The 18,978-nt window shown below is 68.0% G+C and carries 17 protein-coding genes; 7 read left to right on the plus strand and 10 right to left on the minus strand.

Annotated elements, in window-relative coordinates:
* Nucleotides 1-14 precede the first annotated feature (14 nt).
* Nucleotides 15-1,205 (minus strand): glycosyltransferase family 4 protein, encoded by a 1,191-nt coding sequence (locus tag AAF184_14295; protein MEO0423503.1) that lies wholly within the window; start codon nucleotides 1,203-1,205, stop codon nucleotides 15-17.
* A gap of 129 nt (nucleotides 1,206-1,334) precedes the next feature.
* Here AAF184_14295 and AAF184_14300 point away from each other — a divergent pair, with 129 nt between their 5' ends.
* Entirely contained in the window at nucleotides 1,335-2,453 is a 1,119-nt protein-coding gene (locus AAF184_14300) for an aminotransferase (GenBank protein MEO0423504.1), read from the plus strand.
* Nucleotides 2,454-2,456: 3 nt separating this feature from the next.
* Here AAF184_14300 and AAF184_14305 read toward each other — a convergent pair whose 3' ends face one another.
* Nucleotides 2,457-4,802: an EAL domain-containing protein gene (locus AAF184_14305; protein ID MEO0423505.1), complete on the minus strand. Its 2,346-nt coding sequence runs from the start codon at nucleotides 4,800-4,802 to the stop codon at nucleotides 2,457-2,459.
* A gap of 205 nt (nucleotides 4,803-5,007) precedes the next feature.
* Here AAF184_14305 and AAF184_14310 point away from each other — a divergent pair, with 205 nt between their 5' ends.
* Nucleotides 5,008-5,664, plus strand: a complete 657-nt coding sequence (locus tag AAF184_14310; GenBank protein ID MEO0423506.1) for a methylamine utilization protein — start codon at nucleotides 5,008-5,010, stop codon at nucleotides 5,662-5,664.
* Nucleotides 5,665-5,751: 87 nt separating this feature from the next.
* Nucleotides 5,752-6,993 (plus strand): hypothetical protein, encoded by a 1,242-nt coding sequence (locus AAF184_14315; GenBank protein ID MEO0423507.1) that lies wholly within the window; start codon nucleotides 5,752-5,754, stop codon nucleotides 6,991-6,993.
* A gap of 10 nt (nucleotides 6,994-7,003) precedes the next feature.
* Here the strand turns inward: AAF184_14315 and AAF184_14320 are convergent, their stop codons facing one another.
* The 8 genes from AAF184_14320 to AAF184_14355 form a co-directional block, all read right to left on the minus strand.
* Nucleotides 7,004-7,747 (minus strand): PDZ domain-containing protein, encoded by a 744-nt coding sequence (locus tag AAF184_14320; protein ID MEO0423508.1) that lies wholly within the window; start codon nucleotides 7,745-7,747, stop codon nucleotides 7,004-7,006.
* A gap of 11 nt (nucleotides 7,748-7,758) precedes the next feature.
* Nucleotides 7,759-8,304 (minus strand): hypothetical protein, encoded by a 546-nt coding sequence (locus AAF184_14325; GenBank protein MEO0423509.1) that lies wholly within the window; start codon nucleotides 8,302-8,304, stop codon nucleotides 7,759-7,761.
* Between the two features lie 270 nt (nucleotides 8,305-8,574).
* Entirely contained in the window at nucleotides 8,575-11,211 is a 2,637-nt protein-coding gene (locus AAF184_14330; protein ID MEO0423510.1) for a CHAT domain-containing protein, read from the minus strand.
* Between the two features lie 11 nt (nucleotides 11,212-11,222).
* A complete protein-coding gene (locus AAF184_14335) occupies nucleotides 11,223-11,684 on the minus strand; it encodes a hypothetical protein (protein MEO0423511.1) in 462 nt (153 codons plus the stop codon).
* On the minus strand, nucleotides 11,677-12,303 hold the full coding sequence (locus tag AAF184_14340) for a sigma-70 family RNA polymerase sigma factor (GenBank protein MEO0423512.1): 627 nt from the start codon (nucleotides 12,301-12,303) through the stop codon (nucleotides 11,677-11,679). The genes AAF184_14335 and AAF184_14340 overlap by 8 nt, the downstream gene beginning before the upstream one ends.
* A gap of 75 nt (nucleotides 12,304-12,378) precedes the next feature.
* Nucleotides 12,379-14,442, minus strand: coding sequence for an SDR family oxidoreductase (locus AAF184_14345; GenBank protein MEO0423513.1), 2,064 nt, complete (start codon nucleotides 14,440-14,442; stop codon nucleotides 12,379-12,381).
* Between the two features lie 107 nt (nucleotides 14,443-14,549).
* The gene (locus AAF184_14350; GenBank protein MEO0423514.1) at nucleotides 14,550-15,386 is read right to left on the minus strand and encodes a hypothetical protein; all 837 of its coding nucleotides are present in this window, start codon (nucleotides 15,384-15,386) and stop codon (nucleotides 14,550-14,552) included.
* Between the two features lie 103 nt (nucleotides 15,387-15,489).
* A complete protein-coding gene (locus tag AAF184_14355) occupies nucleotides 15,490-16,254 on the minus strand; it encodes a LytTR family DNA-binding domain-containing protein (protein MEO0423515.1) in 765 nt (254 codons plus the stop codon).
* Between the two features lie 159 nt (nucleotides 16,255-16,413).
* Between AAF184_14355 and AAF184_14360 the strand changes: the two genes are divergently transcribed.
* From AAF184_14360 to AAF184_14375, 4 genes are all read left to right on the plus strand, one after another.
* Nucleotides 16,414-16,635 carry a hypothetical protein gene (locus AAF184_14360; GenBank protein MEO0423516.1) on the plus strand — a complete coding sequence of 74 codons (222 nt, stop codon included), beginning with the start codon at nucleotides 16,414-16,416 and terminating at the stop codon, nucleotides 16,633-16,635.
* Complete coding sequence (locus AAF184_14365; protein ID MEO0423517.1) at nucleotides 16,632-17,351, plus strand: DUF2306 domain-containing protein; 720 nt, start codon at nucleotides 16,632-16,634, stop codon at nucleotides 17,349-17,351. Before AAF184_14360 ends, AAF184_14365 begins: the two co-directional genes overlap by 4 nt.
* Before the next feature lie 271 nt (nucleotides 17,352-17,622).
* Nucleotides 17,623-18,516: a LysR substrate-binding domain-containing protein gene (locus tag AAF184_14370; GenBank protein ID MEO0423518.1), complete on the plus strand. Its 894-nt coding sequence runs from the start codon at nucleotides 17,623-17,625 to the stop codon at nucleotides 18,514-18,516.
* A gap of 135 nt (nucleotides 18,517-18,651) precedes the next feature.
* Nucleotides 18,652-18,879 carry a hypothetical protein gene (locus AAF184_14375; protein ID MEO0423519.1) on the plus strand — a complete coding sequence of 76 codons (228 nt, stop codon included), beginning with the start codon at nucleotides 18,652-18,654 and terminating at the stop codon, nucleotides 18,877-18,879.
* Nucleotides 18,880-18,978 lie beyond the last annotated feature (99 nt).

The raw sequence follows: 18,978 nt of genomic DNA on the forward strand, positions 1-18,978 counted from the left end.
CGACCCGCGTCCCCCTAACGTCGGGGGCGCTTCTCACCGGCGAGGATGGCGCGGAACAGGTCGAGCTGGCCCGTAGTCGTCTCATCCCAGGAGAAGCGCTCGGCGTAGGCTCGCGTCTGCTCGCGGGCCGGGGGATCTGCCAGCAGGGCGCTCACGGTCTCGGCGATCGACGCCCCCGTGCGCTCGGGAATCAGCTTGCCCGCCGCCGGTTCCGCCACCACCTCCGGCGTGCCCCAGATGGAGGTGGCCGCCACCGGCGTGCCGCAGGCCATCGCCTCCAGCAACACGTTGGCCCAGCCCTCGCGCGAGGAGGCGAGGATCAGGGCGTCCGCGGCGGCGTAGAGCTTGCGCAGATCGTCGTGGGCTACGCGGCCAAGGAAGCGGACGCGGTCTGCAACCCCTAGGCGGGTGGCTTGGGCCTCGAGGCTGCTGCGGTCCGGGCCGTCGCCCGCGAGCAGCAGCGTGGCGTCGGGCAGCTGGGGCATGGCGTCGAGCACGAAGTGGTTGCCCTTGCGCTCGATCAGGTGCCCGACCGTGACCAGCACCTTGCCCGTCACCCCGAGCTCGCGCCGCACTTCGTCGCGATCGTCCACCGGCTGGAAGCGAGCGAGGTCTACGCCGTTGCGCAGGGTGTGCACGTGGTCGGACGGCACGCCGAGCTCGACCAAGCTGTCGTTGAGCGCCTGGCACACGGTGATGCACGCCGAGGCCGAGTTGGCCGCCCAGCGGATCATCTTCCTGGGCAGGGGGTACTGGGGGATCAGGGAGATGTCCGTGCCGCGGGCGGTCACCACGAAGGGCTTGCCGAGGGCCCTCGCCAGCATGGCGATGGCGACCCCGTCCGGGTAGAAGTAGTGCCCGTCGATGAGGTCGAACTCCAGCCCCTCGCGCATGAGCCTGCGCACGTGGCTCGCCAGGCTCCAGTACATGAAGAGCGGGGCCGAGTGCATACCCACCTTGGGTAGCAGGGCGTAGCGCGGGTGGGTGACGTTTACCCCGTGGCGGGTCTCCTGCGCCACCACCCGCGCGTGGGCCGCGTAGGCGCCGAAGCGGGGGTGCGTGCTCGGGAACCACGGCACCGGCGCCACCACGCTCGCCTCCACCTCGCCGCTCGCCAGCACGTGGCGCAAGCGGTTCTCCACGAACACGCCGTGCGAGGGCTGCTCGTTGTTCGGGTAGAGGGTGGAAACGGTGAGGACTTTCATCGTGGCGCGACGCTACACGAGCGATCGGTGAAATGCGACTCACCAGGTACCATCGCGCCGATTCTCAAGACCGATGCCCAGGCAGGTAGCATAGCGGGCAGCGAACTCCCTCAGCTAGCGGACACCATCATGCACATCGAACCCTTCGGCGTAGAAATCTGGATGAACGAGTGGGAGACGAAGTGCGCGTTGAACCTCGCTGAAACGTGCGTCGAGAGCATCACCATCGCCCAGCTGCTCGCACTGGCGGGCCAAGGCGAGGAGGCCCTGGCTGCACTGCTGGAGATGAAGATGACCTACGGCGCCATCGAGGGGTCGGCGCGCCTGCGCGAGGCGATCGCCAGCCTCTACGCCAGCCAGCGGGCCGACAACGTGGTGATCACCCACGGCACCATCGGCGCCAACATGCTCGTGCACCGGGCGTTGGTGGAAGCGGGCGACCGGGTGATCGCCGTGGTGCCCACCTATCAGCAGCATTATTCCATTCCGGCGAGCCTCGGCGCTGACGTGCAGCACCTGTGGCTGCGCGAGGAGGATCGCTGGCTACCCGATCTCGATGGCCTGCGCGAGCTGGCAGCGCCCGGTGTACGCCTGATCGCCCTCACCAACCCCAACAACCCTACCGGCGCGCTCATTCCCCGCGAGATGCTGGAGGAGATCGCAGCCATCGCACGCGAGGCCGGCGCCTGGGTGCTGTGTGACGAGGTGTATCGGGGAACCGATCAGGAAGGGCCGGGCGCCACGGCGTCGATGGCCGATATCTACGAGAAGGGCATCTCCACCGGTGGCATGTCCAAGGCTTTCTCCCTGGCCGGCTTACGGTTAGGTTGGGTGAGCGCGCCGCAGGCGGTGCTCGATGCGGTGATGATCCACCGCGACTACGACACCATCAGCGTGAGCATGATCGACGACTACTTTGCCGCGTTGGCCGTGGAGCATCACGCCGAGGTGCTGGGGCGCTCGCGAACGATCACTCGCAGTAACTTAGCGGTGCTAGCGGACTGGATCGAGGGCGAGTCGCGCCTGTCGTGGGTGCGACCTCAGTCGGGCACCACCGCGCTGGTCAAGGTGGACACGACCGAGTCGTCGCGCGACTTCTGTGTGCGCCTCCTGCAGGAGACGGGCGTCATGCTCACGCCGGGGTCCGCCCTGGCCATGGAGGGCTACGTGCGCTTCGGCTACGCCAACAGCCCGCAGATCCTCAAGGAAGGGCTCGAGCGCCTAAGCGGGTTCCTCGCTCAGGGGTAGTGACTACCCGGCGGAGGAGAAGGGGCGCTGTTCGCCGCGCCGCTCTTCGAGGTGCATCGGCTCGAAGGCCTGCGCCCAGCGTTCGAACTCGTCGCGAGGCACGGGCTTGCTGAAGAAGTAGCCCTGGGCGTAGTCGCAGCCAAAGCCGGCGAGGGTGCGCACGCTGTACTCATCCTCGACCCCCTCGGCCACCACGTGCAGCTTCATGCTGTGGGCGAGGTCGATGGTGGTGCGCACGATGAACTCGTCTTCCGGGTTGCTCGCGAGTTCGCGCACGAAGGCCTGGTCGATCTTCAGCTGATCGAGGGGCAGGGCCTTCAGGTGGGCGAGCGATGAGTGGCCGGTGCCGAAGTCGTCGATGGCCACGTGCACGCCGGTCGCCTGCAGGGCCGACAGTACCTCGCGCGCGAGGGTGAGATCTTCCATCACCGAACTCTCCGTGACTTCGAGCGTGAGGGCGCTGCCGGGCACGCCCTGAGCGGCCAACGTGGTCGCCACGAAGTCCGGGAGGCTGGCGGTGACGTCCTGGGTCGAGAGATTGACAGCCACACGAAGGTTCGGGTGCTGCTCCCGCCAGGCGGCGAGATCGGTGATCACCGTCGCGATCATGTAGCGGGTGAGGTGGATGATCGCCCCCGACTCCTCCGCGGCACCGATGAACTCATCCGGCGCCAGGAAGCCGAGCGTGGGGTGGATCCACCGCGCGAGTGCTTCGGCGCCACCGAGGGTGCCCGTGCTGAGGTCGATCTTAGGTTGGTAGTAGGCCTGGATCTCGCCTTCGGCCAGCGCTCGACGCAGGTCGTTCATCACCTGTAGGCGGCGCGCGAAATGGTCTTGGCGTCCGCAGCGGTACTCGCTCACCGGTTTGTTCGAGGTGAGGGCGTCGGCGCGCGCGACCAGGGCGCTGCGAAGCAAGGTATCCGCATCCTCGCCGTGCACGGGGGAGGCGGCCACGCCGATGTGGGCGTGCATGGGCATGCGTGTGGCATCGAGTGGCACGCCGGCGCCCAGGCGTTCGTCGAGGGCCGTCGCCACCTCCAGGGCGGCGGGCAGATCCGTCTTGGGCAGCACGATGGCGAACTCGTTGGTACCCGTGTGGGCGACGAAGCCGTCGGCGGGCGCATGTGTGCGTAGCAACTCGGCGGTCCGGCGCAGCAGGATGTCGGCATTGCTGCGCCCGAGACTGGACGCGATATTCTCCATGCGGGCCAAGGCCACCGAAAGGAGTGCGTAGCTCGGCGCTGCTGCGGCCCCGTACTTGTTCAGCACGTCGAGCAGGCCCTGCTGGTTGGGGAGATCCGTCAGCGGGTCGTGGGTGGCGCGATGGCGAATCTGTGCCTCGCGATCGGCGATCGCGCTCTGCATACGGCCAAAGCTGGTGGCGAGCCTGGCCAGCTCGTCGTCGGAGCGGACCGGCATTGGCGCCTGGTAGTCGCCGCGCGCGACGCGTTCCGCCGCTTTGGTGAGCGAGGACAGGCGCCCCGAGAACGTCGACGCCAGCCAGGCGCTCACCAGCGCCACCAGGCCTAGGAGACCAAAGCCGAGGCTCAGCAGCGTACGTTCCGCCGAGTGGTAAGGGGCCATCGCCTGGGCCGTCTGCTGGTAGAGAAGCACCTGGGTGTCGCCTTGTCCGGCAACCAGGGCCACGCTGGCCACGAGCGTTCGATCGCGGTCGTCGCCGACGGCCTGCACCATGTCGCCGCCCGCGCTCGCCTTGGCCTCCAGCAAGACGGCGTCGGGCATACGCTCACCGTCGGTGCTCGCGGCCACTGATCGGTATTCATCACTCACTCGTTGCGCTATGGCTACGCTCACCCCGGTAAGCGACTGCAATCTGTCGGTCAGACGTTGATCGATGCGAAAGGCGAAGGTGAGGTGACCGATGGTGGTCGGCGCCCGCACCGGTGCCGTTACCACCTGGAAGCTCGCGCCGCCGAGCTGCTGCACGGAAATGGTCGCCGTGTCTTCGTCGATGGTCGGTGCGAGTGATCCATCAGTGCTGATGGGTGTCGCCTCGTCCAGGGCGATGAACGCGCCGATGTCCGCCCCGATGCGCTGGGCGTGGTTGTCGAGAGCGGAGCGAATGGAGGGCGCATCGCCGGTGGCCAGCACCTCGCGCAGGGCGAAGTCGGAGGAAAGCACTTCCACCGTTCGCGAGAGATCGCTCTGCCGCGACCCCAAAAACTCACCGACCACCTCGGCGCCCACCCCCAGGCCGCGCTTGGCATCGGCCAGCACCTCGCGCTCGGCCGTGCCAGCGACCAGCAGGATGGTGGTCGTCTGCGCAATCGCCAGGGGCGCGAGGGTCAGCAGCAGCAGCTTCTGCAGAAAGCTCAGACGCAGGGTCATCGAGGGGTCCCAAGGCAGGGTCGGCGAACGGGGTGGCCGATTGTGTTCTCGGCGACCCCAACCGCTACTTTGCGAGTTGCGGCCCCGAGCGGTCCTGGCCCAGCTCACAAAGTTGCGGCCGGGGAGCCGGCGATAACCCGCGATCCCCTCAAGAACGTGCCCTTCGCGCCGATACCGAGGTCGGGAAACTGAGGGAGTCGCCCGCATGCGAACTCAACGACGGCTGCAGGTGGGTCTGATTGGCAGCGCACTCGCCCTATGGCCCCTACTCGGTGTCGGCGGATCGTTTAACGTGACGGTGCTCGACCGCAAGGGAAAGCCCGTGTCCGACGTCGTTGTTTACGCGCAGGCGGCCACGCCTGAGCGCGAGGCGAGCGAGCCGCCATCGGCCGTCATGGACCAGGTGGATCGGCGCTTCGACCCGCACATCCTCGTGGTGGCGCGCGGCACGGAAGTACATTTCCCGAACAGCGATATCGTCGCCCACCACGTTTACTCCTTCTCGCGCCCGAACCAGTTCAAGCTGCCGCTCTACAAGGGCTCGCCCCTGGCGCCCGTGCGCTTCGAGCACGAGGGCCTGGTCACCATCGGCTGCAACATCCACGACGACATGTTGGCCTACATCGCGGTGGTCGATACGCAGGTCTTCGCCAAGACCGACGCTGAGGGCCAGGCGACACTGACCTACGGTGAGTGGCAGTTCCCCGCCGAGCTCACCCTGTGGAGTCCGCGCTTTCGCGGCGCGAAGGGTTACCTGACGAGAACGATCGCTGACGACAGTCCGCTCGAAGTGCGCCTCGAGAAGGGCCTCAAGCCCGCGCACAGCCAGAGCGCCTGGTCCACGGACGACGATGAGTATTAGGGAAGCTCTGCATAAGTCCGCCCACCCTCCCCGCTGGACGCACGGGGCTGGCGACCAGACTCATGCAGAGCTTCCCTAGGGTCAGACGTGATCAAGTATCTCATCGGGGCTTTGGCGCTCTTGATCACGGGGGTGGCGTTCGCCGACGGTGAGCGCGGCCCTGAGCGCCTTTCGCTGGGTCTCGATCTCGGCCTTGCGAGCAATGACGGGCATCCGGCCTGGACCGAGGGCGCCGCCGGCAAGTTGCGTCGCTTCGACGGCGATCTGCCCGTACGCGCCTTCGCTCAGCTGCGCCAACCCTTGGGCGACACGCTGAGCCTGGTCGCAGCGGCCGAGTTCGGCAACGACGGCACCTCGCGCGAGACCGGCCTGACTCAGCTGTATCTGAGCTGGCGCCCCGTGCCGCGCAGCCGCGTGCGCCACCGCCTCACGGTGGGGGCGTTCTATCCGCGGATCTCCCTGGAGCATTCGCAGGCCGGTTGGAGCAGCAAGTACTCCCTCAACCCCTCGGCGATAGGTGCCTGGGTGGGGGAGGAGCTTCGCACCTTCGGTGCCGAGTGGAAGCTGAGTACGCGCGTGAATGGCCCGGGGGGCGAGGGCGTGCTCTCTCTCGCGCCATCGGTCTTCATCAACAACGACCCCACCGGCGCCTTGATCGCCTGGCGCGGGTGGTCCATCCACGATCGCCAATCCACCCTCTTCGATCGCCTGCCGCTGCCGCCCCTGCCGCTCAACCAACCGAACCAGCGCTTCGATCGCCAGGCGCCCTACCACGCGCCCTTTCGCGAGGTGGACGGGCGGCCCGGCGTCTCCTTGGTGGCCGACTACAAGCGCGGTGCCTCCCTCTGGCGCGCGGGCTATTTCGACAACCGCGCCAACCCCGAGGCCATCGAGCGTGGCCAGTACGGGTGGCGCACGCGAATGCACCACGTGGGCGTGCGCCAGCGCCTGCCCGCCAAGCTCGAGCTCGTCGCCCAATGGCTGCGCGGCTCCACGCTGATGGGGTCGCGCATCGACGGCGGGCGGCGTGCGGTCGACGCGATGTTCGCCAGCGAGTTCATCCAGCTCTCCCACGTGGGGCAGCGGCAGATGCTCACCGCGCGCGTCGATCGCTTTCGGGTGGAGGACCGGGACGTGCTGACCGTGGATGACAACAACGAACGCGGTCACGCCCTCACCCTGTCCTACCGCTGGTCCTTCACGCCGCACACCCGTATCGCCGCCGAGTGGCTGCGCATTCGCACCGAACGTCCGGGTTGGGCATTCACGGGATTGGCGACGGAACGTACCGAGACGCAACTGCAGCTGCGCCTACAGCTGCGTTACTGAGCGCCTGAGCTCAGCCCAGCGTGTGGACCGGCGAAGTGCCGAGCGGACCGCGGGGGATCACCAGGTACACCGTCTCGCCGTCGCGCAGCAATTGCACGTGGACGTACTCTCCGCGCTCGCCCTGCACGCTCAGGGCGTGCAGCTCGTGGAGGTGGAACACCCGTTGGCCATCGTAGTGGGTCAGCTGATCGCCGCCTCGCAGGCCCGCCGCCGCGACCTCACTGCCCTCGGGTAGGGCGCCTACGGCCACGGCCGTGCTGCGCCCGAGGGTGCTCAGGTAGCGGGCGTAGGTGTCGTCCCCGAGCTCGGCGCGCAGGGGGTTGAGGACGTCAAGGCGGAATCCCTCGGGCGAGGCGAGGAAGGCGTCGCGGCGCCGCTGCCAGGTCTGCAGATCGCGATCGGCCGCGATGCGCGTCAGCGACTGGCGGACGTGGGCTGCTTCGTCGCGGGCGAGGGCAGCGTTACCAGGGCTGGACGCCGTCTCGTAGGCGGCCGGGTTGGCGAGCTTCGCCGGGGTTGGAGAAGGTGGCCGCTCGCGCAAGGTCGCCAGCGTGGCTGCCAGCTGCCGCCTCGCCTCGACCTCGCGCGCCAGTGCCTGCTCGACCCTGCGCAGGGCGTCGCTCTGGGCCCCCAGGGCGCTTGTGAGTGCCGCCACACGATCGTTGGCGTGGGCGGTCTCGCCCCGAACGAAGGCGACGCCACCCCCGCTGATCGCAAAGGCTATCGCCAGCGTTAGTAGACGGGTTCGTAGCATGACGGTCGCTGTCAGAGGAAGCTGCTGCCGGTGAGCAGGCAGTCCTGGCGCGTGGTGCCCGGACCGAAGGGGTTGATGACCAGCGTGAGCCCGTCCGGTTGCTCCACCCACTCGACCAGGAAGCGCTCGATGGTGCCCGTGACCTTGGTGAAGTCGGCGAACTGGTTCTCCCCGGTGAAGATGTAGGAGGCGGTCGACGAAACCAGTTCGCCGGAGGTGAAGATGGTCACGTTGCCCGTGCCGATCACCGCCGTGATGTCGGGGTTGGGGCCCGACCCGAAGACCACGCCGGCGCTGTTGATCACCTCGACGTCCAACGTCAGCACACCGACGATGCCTTGAAGGTCGCAATCGAAGGTGAAGCGCGCCTTGTTGGACGGCGCCGGACCGCCCCCACCGCCGCCAGCGTTGCCTTGTTGATTGTTGGCGACGTTGGCGTTGGCCGGGTTGGCGCCGCCCCCACTGTCCTCGCCGCCGCCGCAGGCGCTCAGCACGGCGCTTGCCATCAGGAGCAGCGCGAGACGCGTCCAGCGTCCCGTCGTGTTTCGCATCGTCATGATCGTCTCTTCCCTCAGCTCTTCCATGGCGCAGCGGTCGGCGCCGTTGCGCTTCAGGAGTGATACGGGAGTCGGGACGAAAGTGATCTAGTGTCCTGTCCCGTAAGTTCGTTGAAGAAGTCGCACGGGGCTTTTTGCTCCTAGGCGCGGCGCGAGGACGAGCGTGGCAGGCCCCACGGGAGGAGGAGCAACGTGCCTAGGGGCAAAAAGTACCCGCGAATTCTTCTACGAACTTGCGGGACAGGGCACTACTACGCGCCGTGCGCCTCGTCAGTCGGTCATGACCACGAAGGCGGCCCAGAAGTAGGGGTGGGCGTAGGGGGCGCGCGGATCGTCGAAGTGCACCGTGGGCGCGCCGGACGCGCGATCGCCGTAGATCGCATCGAGCTGGGCCGTACGCAGGGCGGCGGCACCGCTCTCGCCCGCGGCGCGCTCGCGGTAGAGCCGACGCATGAAGGTGGAGGTGGCTCGGTCGGAAACGCGCCACAGGGAGGCCAACACCGCGTTGGCGCCGCGGGCGCGGGCCAGGGCGCCGAGGCTGGCGATCTCGAGGCCGCGACCCTGGGCGGCATCGCCGAGGGCGGTCTCGCAGGCGGAAAGCGCCAGCCACCCGACCCCCGTGAAATCGAGTTCCGCGAACTCCGGCAGGGTGATGCGCTCGCCGTTGCCGACCAGCAGGTAGGAGTCGCTCACCCGCCCGGGGCTGAAGACGAAGTGGCTGGCGATGTGCAGGTTGGGCACATGCTCATCGGTGACGCGGGTGAGCGCCGCGAGGGAGAAGCGCTCGTCCAGGTAGATCTCTCCGGGCATGGTGCCGTCCGGGTCCGTCGCGTCACGCCGCACGATCTTCTCCAGTTCCTCTTCCACGTAGGGCAGGGGCGGCAGGGCCAGGGCTTCGTCCACCTCGGTGATACCGAAGGCGACGGCCCGCGGTGCCGGCGTCGTCGGGACGGTATCGCTCCCCTCGCCGTGGGAGGTGCGGGTGATCGTGTAGCGCTCGATGAGGAACCGCTCGCCATCGTGCAGGGCGGTGAAGGGCACGTAGCGCAGGGCGCCATCGAGGGTCAGCTGCAGGTGAGTGATGCGCTGGGTATCCAGCTCACCTAGCACAGGCGCTAGGAGGAGATCGTAGAGCGCCTGGCCAGCGGCGCGCGGGTCCTGCTGGGGATCGCGGACTTGGCGCCGGAACTCGAACACGCGCTGATTGAGCTCGCGAGCCGATAGGGGGATTTGGCGCTGAAAGGCTCGGTCTGACAGGGTGGCGACGATGCGCAGGGCCCTGGCGTCGAGCACGTAGGTGAGTTTGACGCTGGTCGCGTCGAGCCGTGCGCCAGGGGGTAGGGTCGCGGGCGCTGCCTCTGCCGGGGGATCGCCAGCGGGCTCGCGCGTGAGGCGCTCCACGAGCTTGCTGAGGGCCTCCGCGTAAGCCTGCTGGAGGCGTTCGCTGTCCCACTCATCGTGCGCTGCGCGAAGGGCTCGGCGGGCATCGAGGAAGGGCTCGGCCAGGGCGTTTTCCGCCTCGGAGAGGGGGATGCGGGCGTTGGTGATGCGCTCGATCCAGCCGCCGCGCGTGAACTGGTACAGCTCTTCGTTGCGCACCAGATCGAGCACGGCCGAGGCCTCAGGCAGGCGACCGAGATCGATCAGCAGCGTGCTCAGGGAGCGGTAGATGGGTTCGCGCCGGGAGGTGTAGCCCTGCTCGAGATCCTCGGGCAGGGGATAGAGCTTGTCCCGCACCTCCTGCACCTCCGTCACTGCCAACTTGCCGAGCACCACGGCAGCTTGGCCAAGCCCCTGGCGGGCGAGGGCGCGGGTGAGGCCGTCGTAGGCGTCGATGATGAGGGGCGGTTCGTTGGCCCGTTCACTGATCAGCAGCGACTCGACCCACTGCTGGCGGGCGAGTTCGGGCAGGTCGAGATCGAGTTGGGCCTCGGCGATGTTGTTGAGGGACTCGGCGACGTAGGGGTCGTTGCGGTCCAGGCGCTGGCGGCGCAGGGCGAGGGCCTGCTCGTGCAGGTCCAGGGCGAGGGCACTGCGACCCTGCATGCGTCGCGCGCGGCCGAGCGCGTCGAGGGCGATCGGCTCCACGGGCCCGCCCGCCGCGATCTCGATCGCCGCCTCGTAGCGTTCTGCCGCGCCGGCGGCATCGCCCTGGGCCTCGAATACGGAGCCGAGGTTGACCAGGGCGGAGAGCAGCATCGGATGCTTCGGCGGCAGCACTTTGCGGCGGATGGCGAGGGCTTCGCCGTAGAGCATCTCGGCGCGGGCCAGGTCGCCGAGCTCGTAGTAGACGCCGGCGAGGTTGTTGAGGGCGATGGAGATATCGCGCGGCGGCGCTTCGCTGTCGCGCATCCGGCGCAGCGCCTGCTCGTAGAGATCGGCGGCGACGGCGAAGTCCGCCTGGAAGTAGGCGATGCCGGCGAGGCCGTCGAGGGCCGTGGTCTCGCCGCGCATATCGCCGTTGCCGCGGTACAGGGCTAAGGCATTCTCTAGCTCGTTTTCGGCCTGGTCGTACGCGCCGAGGTCGCGATGGCTCAAGCCCACGCGGTAGGCGAGCAGGGCCGCGCGCTGCGTGTCGTCGGCGGGCAGCAGCTGGCGCGCTTGCGCGTAGAGCGCCAAGGCTTCCTTGCTGGCGCCGAGCAGGCCGTTGGCCCAGGCCAGGCGGTTCAGGAGGTCGCCGCGCAGGGTGGGGTCCTGCACGTCGCTGAGAGCCGCCGAGAGCACCTCGATGGCGTCGCTGTACTCGCCGAGGTCGATCAAGCTGATGCCCTGGGCGAGGGCCTCGGCCGCGGCTTGGTCCGAGGGCGTCGCCGCGTTCGGTTGCCCGTGCGCGGCGACGAAGGCCAGGCACCCAAGGGCGCAGAGGATCCAGGCGGGTGGGCGCGAAGTGCGATTCGGACGGGTCACCGGGGCGTCCCTCAGCGGTCGGAGCGGTAGTCCGGGTGAAGTTGATTGAAGGCGTGCAGGTGGGCTTCCGCCAGGGCGAAGTCGCCGCGGTAGATCAGCTCCTGGATGTAGCGGTACCACACGGCGGGATCGGCTTCGGCGACGGCCACCTCGACGCCGCCGCTCGCCGAACGGGTGGCATCGGCGGGGAGCATGAGGCCAGCGTCCGGGATCGCGTCGCTCGGGCCTAAAGACGGCGTTGAGAGCGGCGATAGCACGGCGCCCACCACCAGGCCTGCGGCGAGGGCGATGGGCCAGCTCGCCAGGGAGCGGCGGGGCGCCGGGCGCAGGCGTGCGGCGGCGGCATCGGCGGCGCTCGCGACGACGGTGTCTTGGGCCTTCAGGCGCGAGGGATCCGCGGCCGACTGGAGCAGGCCGGCGAATGCCTCGCCGTCGTCCCAGTCGTCCAACTCATCATCGTGCTGTTCAGCCATCGAGTAGTGACCTCGCTGTGGTCCCCAGGGACTCTTTCAGTTTCTTCAGGGCGTAGCGCTTGCGGCTCAGCACTGTGTTCCGCGGTGCGCCCGTCGCCCTCGCCACCTCTTCCGCCGACATGCCCGCCGACCACATGGCGATGACCTCGCGCTGCTCCAGCGGCAGTTCCGCCAGCGCCGCCAACAGGCGCAGGCGACCCTGCTCTGCGGCCGCACCACCAAAGGCGCCGTCCTCGCTGGCGAGCGTGTCCTCGAGTGCTTGCCCCCCGGCGAGCGACTCGCTGCGCACCGGCTGCGGTCGGCGGCAGTAGTCATCGATGTAGCGGTTGCGCGCCATCGTGTAGAGATAGGCGCGAAAGCTGGACCCCGCGCCCGGCGTGAAGGTGCCCCGTTCGGTCGCCTCGAGCAGCTGCAGCCAGGCTTGCTGGGACACCTCCTCGGCCACGGCCTGGTTACCCGACAGGCCAACCGTGAAGCTCAGCAAGGGCTTGCGATAACGCTCGTAGACGATGTCGAACGCGCGGCGATCCCCGTGCCGTTGAAAGCGGAGCAGCAGCGCTTCGTCGGTGTCGTTACTGGAAGCTATACGGGTGATTCCCTGGAAATGATCTACGCCCAGGGAATTCTAGCGAGATTCGGCACTTGGAGCAGTCCCGAGGGCCTCGGTGGGCGGGTGCGCCGGCGGGTGGCGACCCTACCAGTGCACCCCGCGCATGATCTGCACGAACAGCCGCTGCGCCAAGCCCAGGGCCGATGAAGGCACGTCCGCTTTCTCCTTGGCAGCTTCCTCATCCGTTAGGCCACGGGCTGCCGCCGAATCCGGGAACAGGGCGTAGGCCTGGCTGAGAAACGCTTCGGTGACGTTGGGCACGGTGGCCTGGGCCACGGCGCCGGTGACGCCGAGCGGGGTGGACACCCGCCGCGGCCGCGACACGATGGACTTGATCACAAGATCCCGCGCCTGCTCCGGCGATAGCGTCGGGAAGGCCTTGTAGAGCCCCGTCGGCGCGATCATCGGCGTGCGCACCAGGGGCATGTGGATGGTGGTGAAGGTGATGTTCTCCGCGGCGTACTCGGGCGCCGCACAGAGGCTGAAGGCGTCCAGGGCCGACTTCGAGGCCACGTAGGCGGAGAAGCGGGGCGGGCTGGTGAGCACGCCGATCGACGAGATGTTGATGATGTGTCCGCCGCCGTTAGCCTCCATCGAGGGCAGGAAGCCGAGGATCAGGCGCAGGGCACCGAAGTAGTTGAGGTTCATCGTGCGCTCGAAGTCGTGCACACGATCGTAGCTGTAGCGCACGGAGCGGCGGATCGAGCGGCCGGCGTTGTTGATCAGGATGTCGACGTGGCCGTGCTCGCGCAGGATGTCCTCCACCAGCTTGCTGCAGGCTTCCTCGCTGGACACATCGCAGGAGTGCACCTGGGCGTTGCCGCCCATCTGCTGGATCTCCGCCAGCGTCTCATCCAGCTTCTCCACCGTGCGCGCCACCAGCTGCACCTTGGCGCCGGCCTCGGCCAGGCGCAGGGCGCAGGCCTTGCCGATGCCGCTGGTGGCGCCCGTGACCACCACCACCTTGCCATGCACCTTGCGGCGCAGGGCGGAGACCGTGGGGCGACCGATGAGCTGGTTGAACAGGCCATCCACCTCGCGGATCAGGCTCTGCTCGCCGCCCGGGCGCAGGAATTCCTGCCAGTAGTCCCAGAGCACCTCGGCGTAGGACTCGAAGGGTGGGCACTCGATGCCCTTTTCGGCCAGCAGGGCCTGGGTCTTGGTGGAGTCGAAGCGGGTGGGGTAGTGCAGGTACGCCATCACCTCGGGCGGGATGCCCATGCGAGCGACGGCCTGCTCGCCGAGGGCCTTGAGCGGCCCGGCCATGCTGATGCCCTTGCCGGCCAGGCGTGTGGCCGAGTCGAGGGCCGCCACGTCGAGGGCGACGAGGCTCGGTCCGCCCGACACCTTCATCAGCACCTTCAGCAGGTCACCCACCCGGATGCCCTCGGGGTCGGTGATAAAGAAGCACTCGCGGTCGTGGTTCGGCACGTGGGCCAGGTGATCGATGGCGTTGGCAACGAAGTCCACCGGCACGATGTTGAGCAGTCCCGCCTTGTTCAGCAGCAGCGGGAAGCCCTGGGGCACCACCTTGCTCAGGTTCTTGAGCGCCTCGAAGAAGTAATAGGGGCCGTCGACCTTGAGCATCTCGCCGGTCTGCGAATGGCCCACCACCATGCCGGGGCGGTAGATGCGCCAGTTGAGGTCATGCGCCTCGCGCACCAGGCCCTCTGACTCGTGCTTGGTGAGGAAGTAGGGGTGATCGAGAGAGCCCGCCTCCTCGAACATGTCCTCGGTGAACGTGCCCTGGTACAAGCCGGCCGCGGCGATGGACGACACCTGGTGGAAGCAGCCCGCCTTCAGGGCGCGGGCGAGGTTGATGGCCTCGGCGGTGCCCTGCACGTTGGCCGTGCGCTGGCTCTCGGCGTCCGCCTGCAGGTCGTAGATGGCGGCGAGGTGGAAGAAATGGTCGATCTTGCCGGCGTGCTCAGCGGTCCATGCTTCCGCCACGCCGAGGTTCGGCTCGGCGAGATCGCCCTCCACGGCCACCAGCTGATCCTTGCTCGCGCCCCACAGTTCGCGCAGGGCCTCCAGCTTGGCGACCGAGCCCGGGCGCACCAGCAGGTGCACGATGCCGCCGCGATCCAGCAGCTTGGGGACGAGGAAGCGGCCGATGAAGCCGGTACCGCCGGTGACGAAGTAGTTCATGCTGGAGCTTCTCCTGGAGCCGGTCGTCCACGAGCACGGAGCGCGATGGACCGCTTATCGAGGCCGCCAGGGTATCGGCACGGCTAGCGCTTCGCCAGCGTGGCGTGCTATAGCTCCACGTCGAGGACCACTTCGGCCACATGGCCTGCGCTGCCGATCTCGAAGCGGTTGATACCCTTGGTGAAGTGCTTGCCCAGTACCTTGAGGTCGACCGTCGCGGCGTACTCACTGCACCCGTCGCTCTCGCGCGTGTTCTGCACCTCGGCGTCGATCGCCTCGATCGACTGGTCGTTTACCGTGAGCACGCGCGGCGGTTGCAGGTCCACCTGGCAGCTGGTGATCGCGAGCGGCAGGTTGCGTTCCTTCTCGCCCATCCGGTCGTAGAGCACTTCGGCGGAGACGTCGGTCTGCGGTCCGTCGCCGAGGCGTAGCTGCGTCGCCGCCGAGACGCCTTCCAGCACCAGGCGCTGGTTGCCCTCTACCTCCGCGTCGAACACCGTGCCGGGCTCGAGCACCGCGTCCTTGCCCTTTAGGAAGATGGTCGGCCAGGCCACGAAGAACGCTAGGGAGGCGGCGAGGGCCATGCGGTGCTTGCCCTTCTTGTCGTAGCCGCCGTCGAGGTTGATGGTCTGGCCGTTGACCGCTTGCACGCTCACCGCCTCGAGCTCGATATCGCCCTTGCGGCCCGCGATGCGCTTGTGCTGCAGATCGGAGATGCGCACGGTCATCGGGGCGCCCGCCTCGAACACGGTGCGGCCGTCGATTTGCACGTCGCGCCACACGCGGGCGTCGACGATATCGCCCACCGCGAAGGCCCTTTTCTTCGAGGTCACCTTCTGATCGAGTTCGGCGTAGACGGTGGTGCCGGCCGGCACGGTGATTTCGACCGCCGAGGCCGTGGCGATGGTGCACAGCAGGGCGAGGAGTAGAGCCAGTTGCTTCATGGTGGGGGTCCCTTTGCCTTTGCGAGCGAAGCGTCGGGGCCCGGTGACTTCTAGTCGATTCCGCGACCCCGTTGGCTTAGGCGGGGAACGGGCGCGGATCGGCTCACAGCCACCCGTGTTCGCGCACGCGCGCCGCCCCAGCGCGCGAGACGGGTACCGACGCACCGGACTTGAGGCGCAGATCGAGCTTGCCGCTGGCCCGCGTCACCGATGCCACGCCCGCCCGTGCCACCCACCAGGAGCGATGCACGCGCACCCCGTCGAGGGTGGCGAGGAGCTGCTCCGCGTCGGACAGGCGCTGCAGGATCATCGTGGTGCCCACCGCCGTGTGGACGCGCACGTAGTGGTCTTCGGCGGAGACGGCGTAAAGCTCGGCCTCGCGATGCTCCAGGGGGAGGCGGGCGCGGAAGGCCCGCACGGCGTCGGCCTCGCCATCCGATGGGGCCACGGGAGCCTCCGGTGAGGCATTCCCCGGGCGCGAAAACGGGAGCGGGCGCAGGGCCCAGAGGGCGGTCACGATGACCCAGGTGTAGGCCACGAGCCGGGCGTGAAAGTCTGGCGGAACCGGGCGCCCGATCAGCTGCTGGGTGCCCAGGATGAGCAGGAAGGGCAGCGGGGTGGAGAGCAGCGTCTCCACGGTGAAGCGGGCCCAGGTGGGGCGGATGCGTTCGCGAAGGGCACGCGCCGCCGCCCACTGCACGGCCACGCCCGCCACGATCAACATGAACCAATAGCTCGCTCTGGCCCAGAGCGGCAGGTAGGTGACGGCGTCGTAGGGCGACACGGTGCCGAAGAACAGCGCGACGGCGGCCAGGATGGCCGTGGCCCGCCCCAGCGGATGGGTCAGCAGCTGCGCGAGATTGGCCATGCCCCTGTTCACTCACGATTCGCGAGTGGTCATCGCCTCGTCACTCGCGAACTTCTCCAATGTTTTCACGTATCTGTACGTCGGTAGGCGAGCGCGAGGGGAGATCCTGCGGTAGCTGCGGCCATCGCCGCTCCATCCCCGAGAACCGCAGAGAACGTGATGAAACCAACCACTATTCGCCTGAGGAACACGCTGCCCGTCGCCTGTACTGCCGTCCTGCTCGGCGCCTGCTCGTCGCTGTGCGCCGCGCCGCCCACCGGCTCGGCCACGGTAGTGGCGCCAGCCTCGCAAGTCGAGCCGACGCCCCCGGCGCCCGAGGCCGATCGCCTGTCGCGGCTGCCCCAGCCCGCTAACGGTGCGCACCAGGGGGTGGGGTCATGACGGCCTACCCGCGCTTGGCAGCGCTGCGCTCAGCGGGGCTGATGCTGCTCTGTACGGCGCTCGTCGGGGGGCTGTGCATCGCCGTCGCCCGCTACCTCGTGGTGTCGCCCGATGAGTATTCCTTCGTCCAGCAGCGCGCCGTCTACGCAGCTAAGCAGCCGATTCTGATGCTCCACGTGGGCGCCGGGATCGCGGCCATGGTGCTGGGCCTGGGACAATTCCTGGGGCGGCGTTGGCGGATGACGCGGGCGGCGCACCGCACGCTCGGGTGCGCCTACGTGGGCGCAGTGCTGCTGAGCGCCGGGGCGGGCCTGAACCTGTCCACGAGCACCTTTGAGGGGCCGCCGACGGGTGTCGCCTTCGCCGCCCTGGCCATCCTCTGGGTGACCAGTACGCTGATGGCCCTGGCGCGCGCCATGGTCGGTGATCACGCCGGCCATCGCCGCTGGATCATCCGCTCCTACGCGATGAGTTGTTCCGCGCTCACGATGCGCACGCAGCTGGGCGCTGCGATCTACGGCGCTGGCCTCAGCATGGCCGATGCCTACGTCATCGCTGCCTGGGGCGGGTGGGCCCTGAACCTGATCGTCGTGGAGTGGTGGATTCTCGCGCGCCAGCCTGGGGCGGCGAGGGAGGCGCCACGCCAGCGGGCGAGTGCGCAGGTGGGCTCGCCTGCTTACCAGGCGGGGGTGATCGCTGCCTATCGAGTAGAATAGGCAGAAGTTCATGTTTCGTGGTGCGCCGCCCGACCCCCTGAAGGTACGTGGCGGCGCAGTTTTCCGGGGGCTGTCGTCTCCGGCGCGACGCCTGCAGCACAGCCCTGGTCCTACCGGTGATTGCAACCGAGTGGATTGAGGTGGTGGGTGAAAAATCGAGAAATAGTGGCCGCAGACTTTGTCTCTTTTCGGGCGATGGTGTATTGATGTCGCCGTCAATGGCCCCATACCGAGGCCGTCGCAGGCACCTGACTGCCACCTACGTCCCCCTATGAGCACCATCCCCAAGCATTCCCTTCGCGGCCTGCGCACCTTCTGCGTGGCGGCGAGGCACGAGAGTTTTCGTCTCGCGGCTGAGGATCTGTTCGTCACCGCATCCGCGGTGAGCCATCAGATCAAGACGTTGGAGGAGGAGCTGGGTGAGCAGCTGTTCGATCGAAACGCCCGACGCCTGCGCCTCACGCCCTTCGGCCGCGCACTCTACGAGGACGTGTATCCGCTGATCGAGCAGTTGGAGTCGGTGGTGGCCAAGCATCGCGCCAGCCCCGCAAACCGCACGATCCGCATCTCCGTGCAGCCCTTTTTCGCCAGCGAGCTGTTCGCGCCGCGCTTACCTGAGTTCACGACCGCTAACCCGCACATCGACATCGAGGTGGGCACCAGCGATGAGTCCTCGGAGAAACACCCCTCGGACGCCGATCTGTCGATCCGCTTGTTCCGCTCGCCGCCGGCCAACCTGCCCTCCAATCTGCTGCTGCCGTTGCGCGTGGCGGTGGCCGGGTCCCCGGACTTCGCCAAGCGTTTGCGCGTGAAGGGGAAGAAGGTGGTCAGCGACTTCCCGATGATCGTGCACAAGACGAATGCGGACGGTTGGGAGCTGTGGTCGAAGGCCTCAGGAATCGGGCTGCCGAAGGTGAGCACCACCACCCGCTTCGATTCGATGATCGCGGTGGTGCGGGCGGCGGAGCAGGGCGTGGGGGCGGCCCTGGTGCCCGTGCCCCTGGCGGACCTGTGGTTCCAGCACGGGAGCATTGTTCGCCTTTTCGATCAGGAGCTTGTGACCGATGCGAGCTACTACCTGGTGTGCCGCGAGGATCGCCTCGAGGACGACGACGTGCAACGCCTGCGCGAGTGGATCCTGGCCACGTTCCGTCCCGACAGCTGAATTTTTCTCATCTCTCGGGTGAGTTTTTCCCGCTTTTCTCCCCCTGAGGTATCCGCATATTGTGCATCTGCACATCGAGACCGGCTGGCCTGGAACCGATGTGCCCCTACTTCGCTTTTGAGGAGCGACACACACATGCACAAGACAACTGAACGCAACACCTCTTCCTTCGCTGCCCCGGCCCACCGCGTCTCCGCAGGCGCCATCGGCATGATGCAGGTTCCCCTCACCAGCGGTGAGTGCCTGAACCGCGCGATCGCCGAGCACATGGCCCGCAAGGGTCAAGGACGGCGCCGCGATCGGCGCGCCGATGCTGCTCGCCCCTTCGTGCCCGCCCGTCCGGCGCACGTCGGCGAAGGTTGATCCATCGCGAGCCGCGCCTGCGGCTCGCCCGTTCACAAGTGCCGCCGCCCTAACCTCCCCCCCACACGGGGCGGTGGCACTTGCCCTCTCCCTCCCAAC

This window comes from Pseudomonadota bacterium (genome assembly GCA_039815145.1).
In the GTDB taxonomy this organism is placed as follows: Bacteria; Pseudomonadota; Gammaproteobacteria; order Steroidobacterales; family JBCBZW01; genus JBCBZW01.

Excerpts from the sequence above, each read along its gene's own strand:
- AAF184_14365 (MEO0423517.1), top strand. The coding sequence starts at position 16,632 with ATGACGGCCTACCCGCGCTTGGCAGCGCTGCGCTCAGCGGGGCTGATG.
- AAF184_14320 (MEO0423508.1), bottom strand. The coding sequence starts at position 7,747 with ATGCTACGAACCCGTCTACTAACGCTGGCGATAGCCTTTGCGATCAGC.
- AAF184_14360 (MEO0423516.1), top strand. The coding sequence starts at position 16,414 with ATGAAACCAACCACTATTCGCCTGAGGAACACGCTGCCCGTCGCCTGT.
- AAF184_14345 (MEO0423513.1), bottom strand. The coding sequence starts at position 14,442 with ATGAACTACTTCGTCACCGGCGGTACCGGCTTCATCGGCCGCTTCCTC.
- AAF184_14335 (MEO0423511.1), bottom strand. The coding sequence starts at position 11,684 with ATGGCTGAACAGCACGATGATGAGTTGGACGACTGGGACGACGGCGAG.
- AAF184_14350 (MEO0423514.1), bottom strand. The coding sequence starts at position 15,386 with ATGAAGCAACTGGCTCTACTCCTCGCCCTGCTGTGCACCATCGCCACG.
- AAF184_14300 (MEO0423504.1), top strand. The coding sequence starts at position 1,335 with ATGCACATCGAACCCTTCGGCGTAGAAATCTGGATGAACGAGTGGGAG.
- AAF184_14295 (MEO0423503.1), bottom strand. The coding sequence starts at position 1,205 with ATGAAAGTCCTCACCGTTTCCACCCTCTACCCGAACAACGAGCAGCCC.
- AAF184_14310 (MEO0423506.1), top strand. The coding sequence starts at position 5,008 with ATGCGAACTCAACGACGGCTGCAGGTGGGTCTGATTGGCAGCGCACTC.
- AAF184_14305 (MEO0423505.1), bottom strand. The coding sequence starts at position 4,802 with ATGACCCTGCGTCTGAGCTTTCTGCAGAAGCTGCTGCTGCTGACCCTC.
- AAF184_14375 (MEO0423519.1), top strand. The coding sequence starts at position 18,652 with ATGCACAAGACAACTGAACGCAACACCTCTTCCTTCGCTGCCCCGGCC.
- AAF184_14325 (MEO0423509.1), bottom strand. The coding sequence starts at position 8,304 with ATGACGATGCGAAACACGACGGGACGCTGGACGCGTCTCGCGCTGCTC.
- AAF184_14355 (MEO0423515.1), bottom strand. The coding sequence starts at position 16,254 with ATGGCCAATCTCGCGCAGCTGCTGACCCATCCGCTGGGGCGGGCCACG.
- AAF184_14370 (MEO0423518.1), top strand. The coding sequence starts at position 17,623 with ATGAGCACCATCCCCAAGCATTCCCTTCGCGGCCTGCGCACCTTCTGC.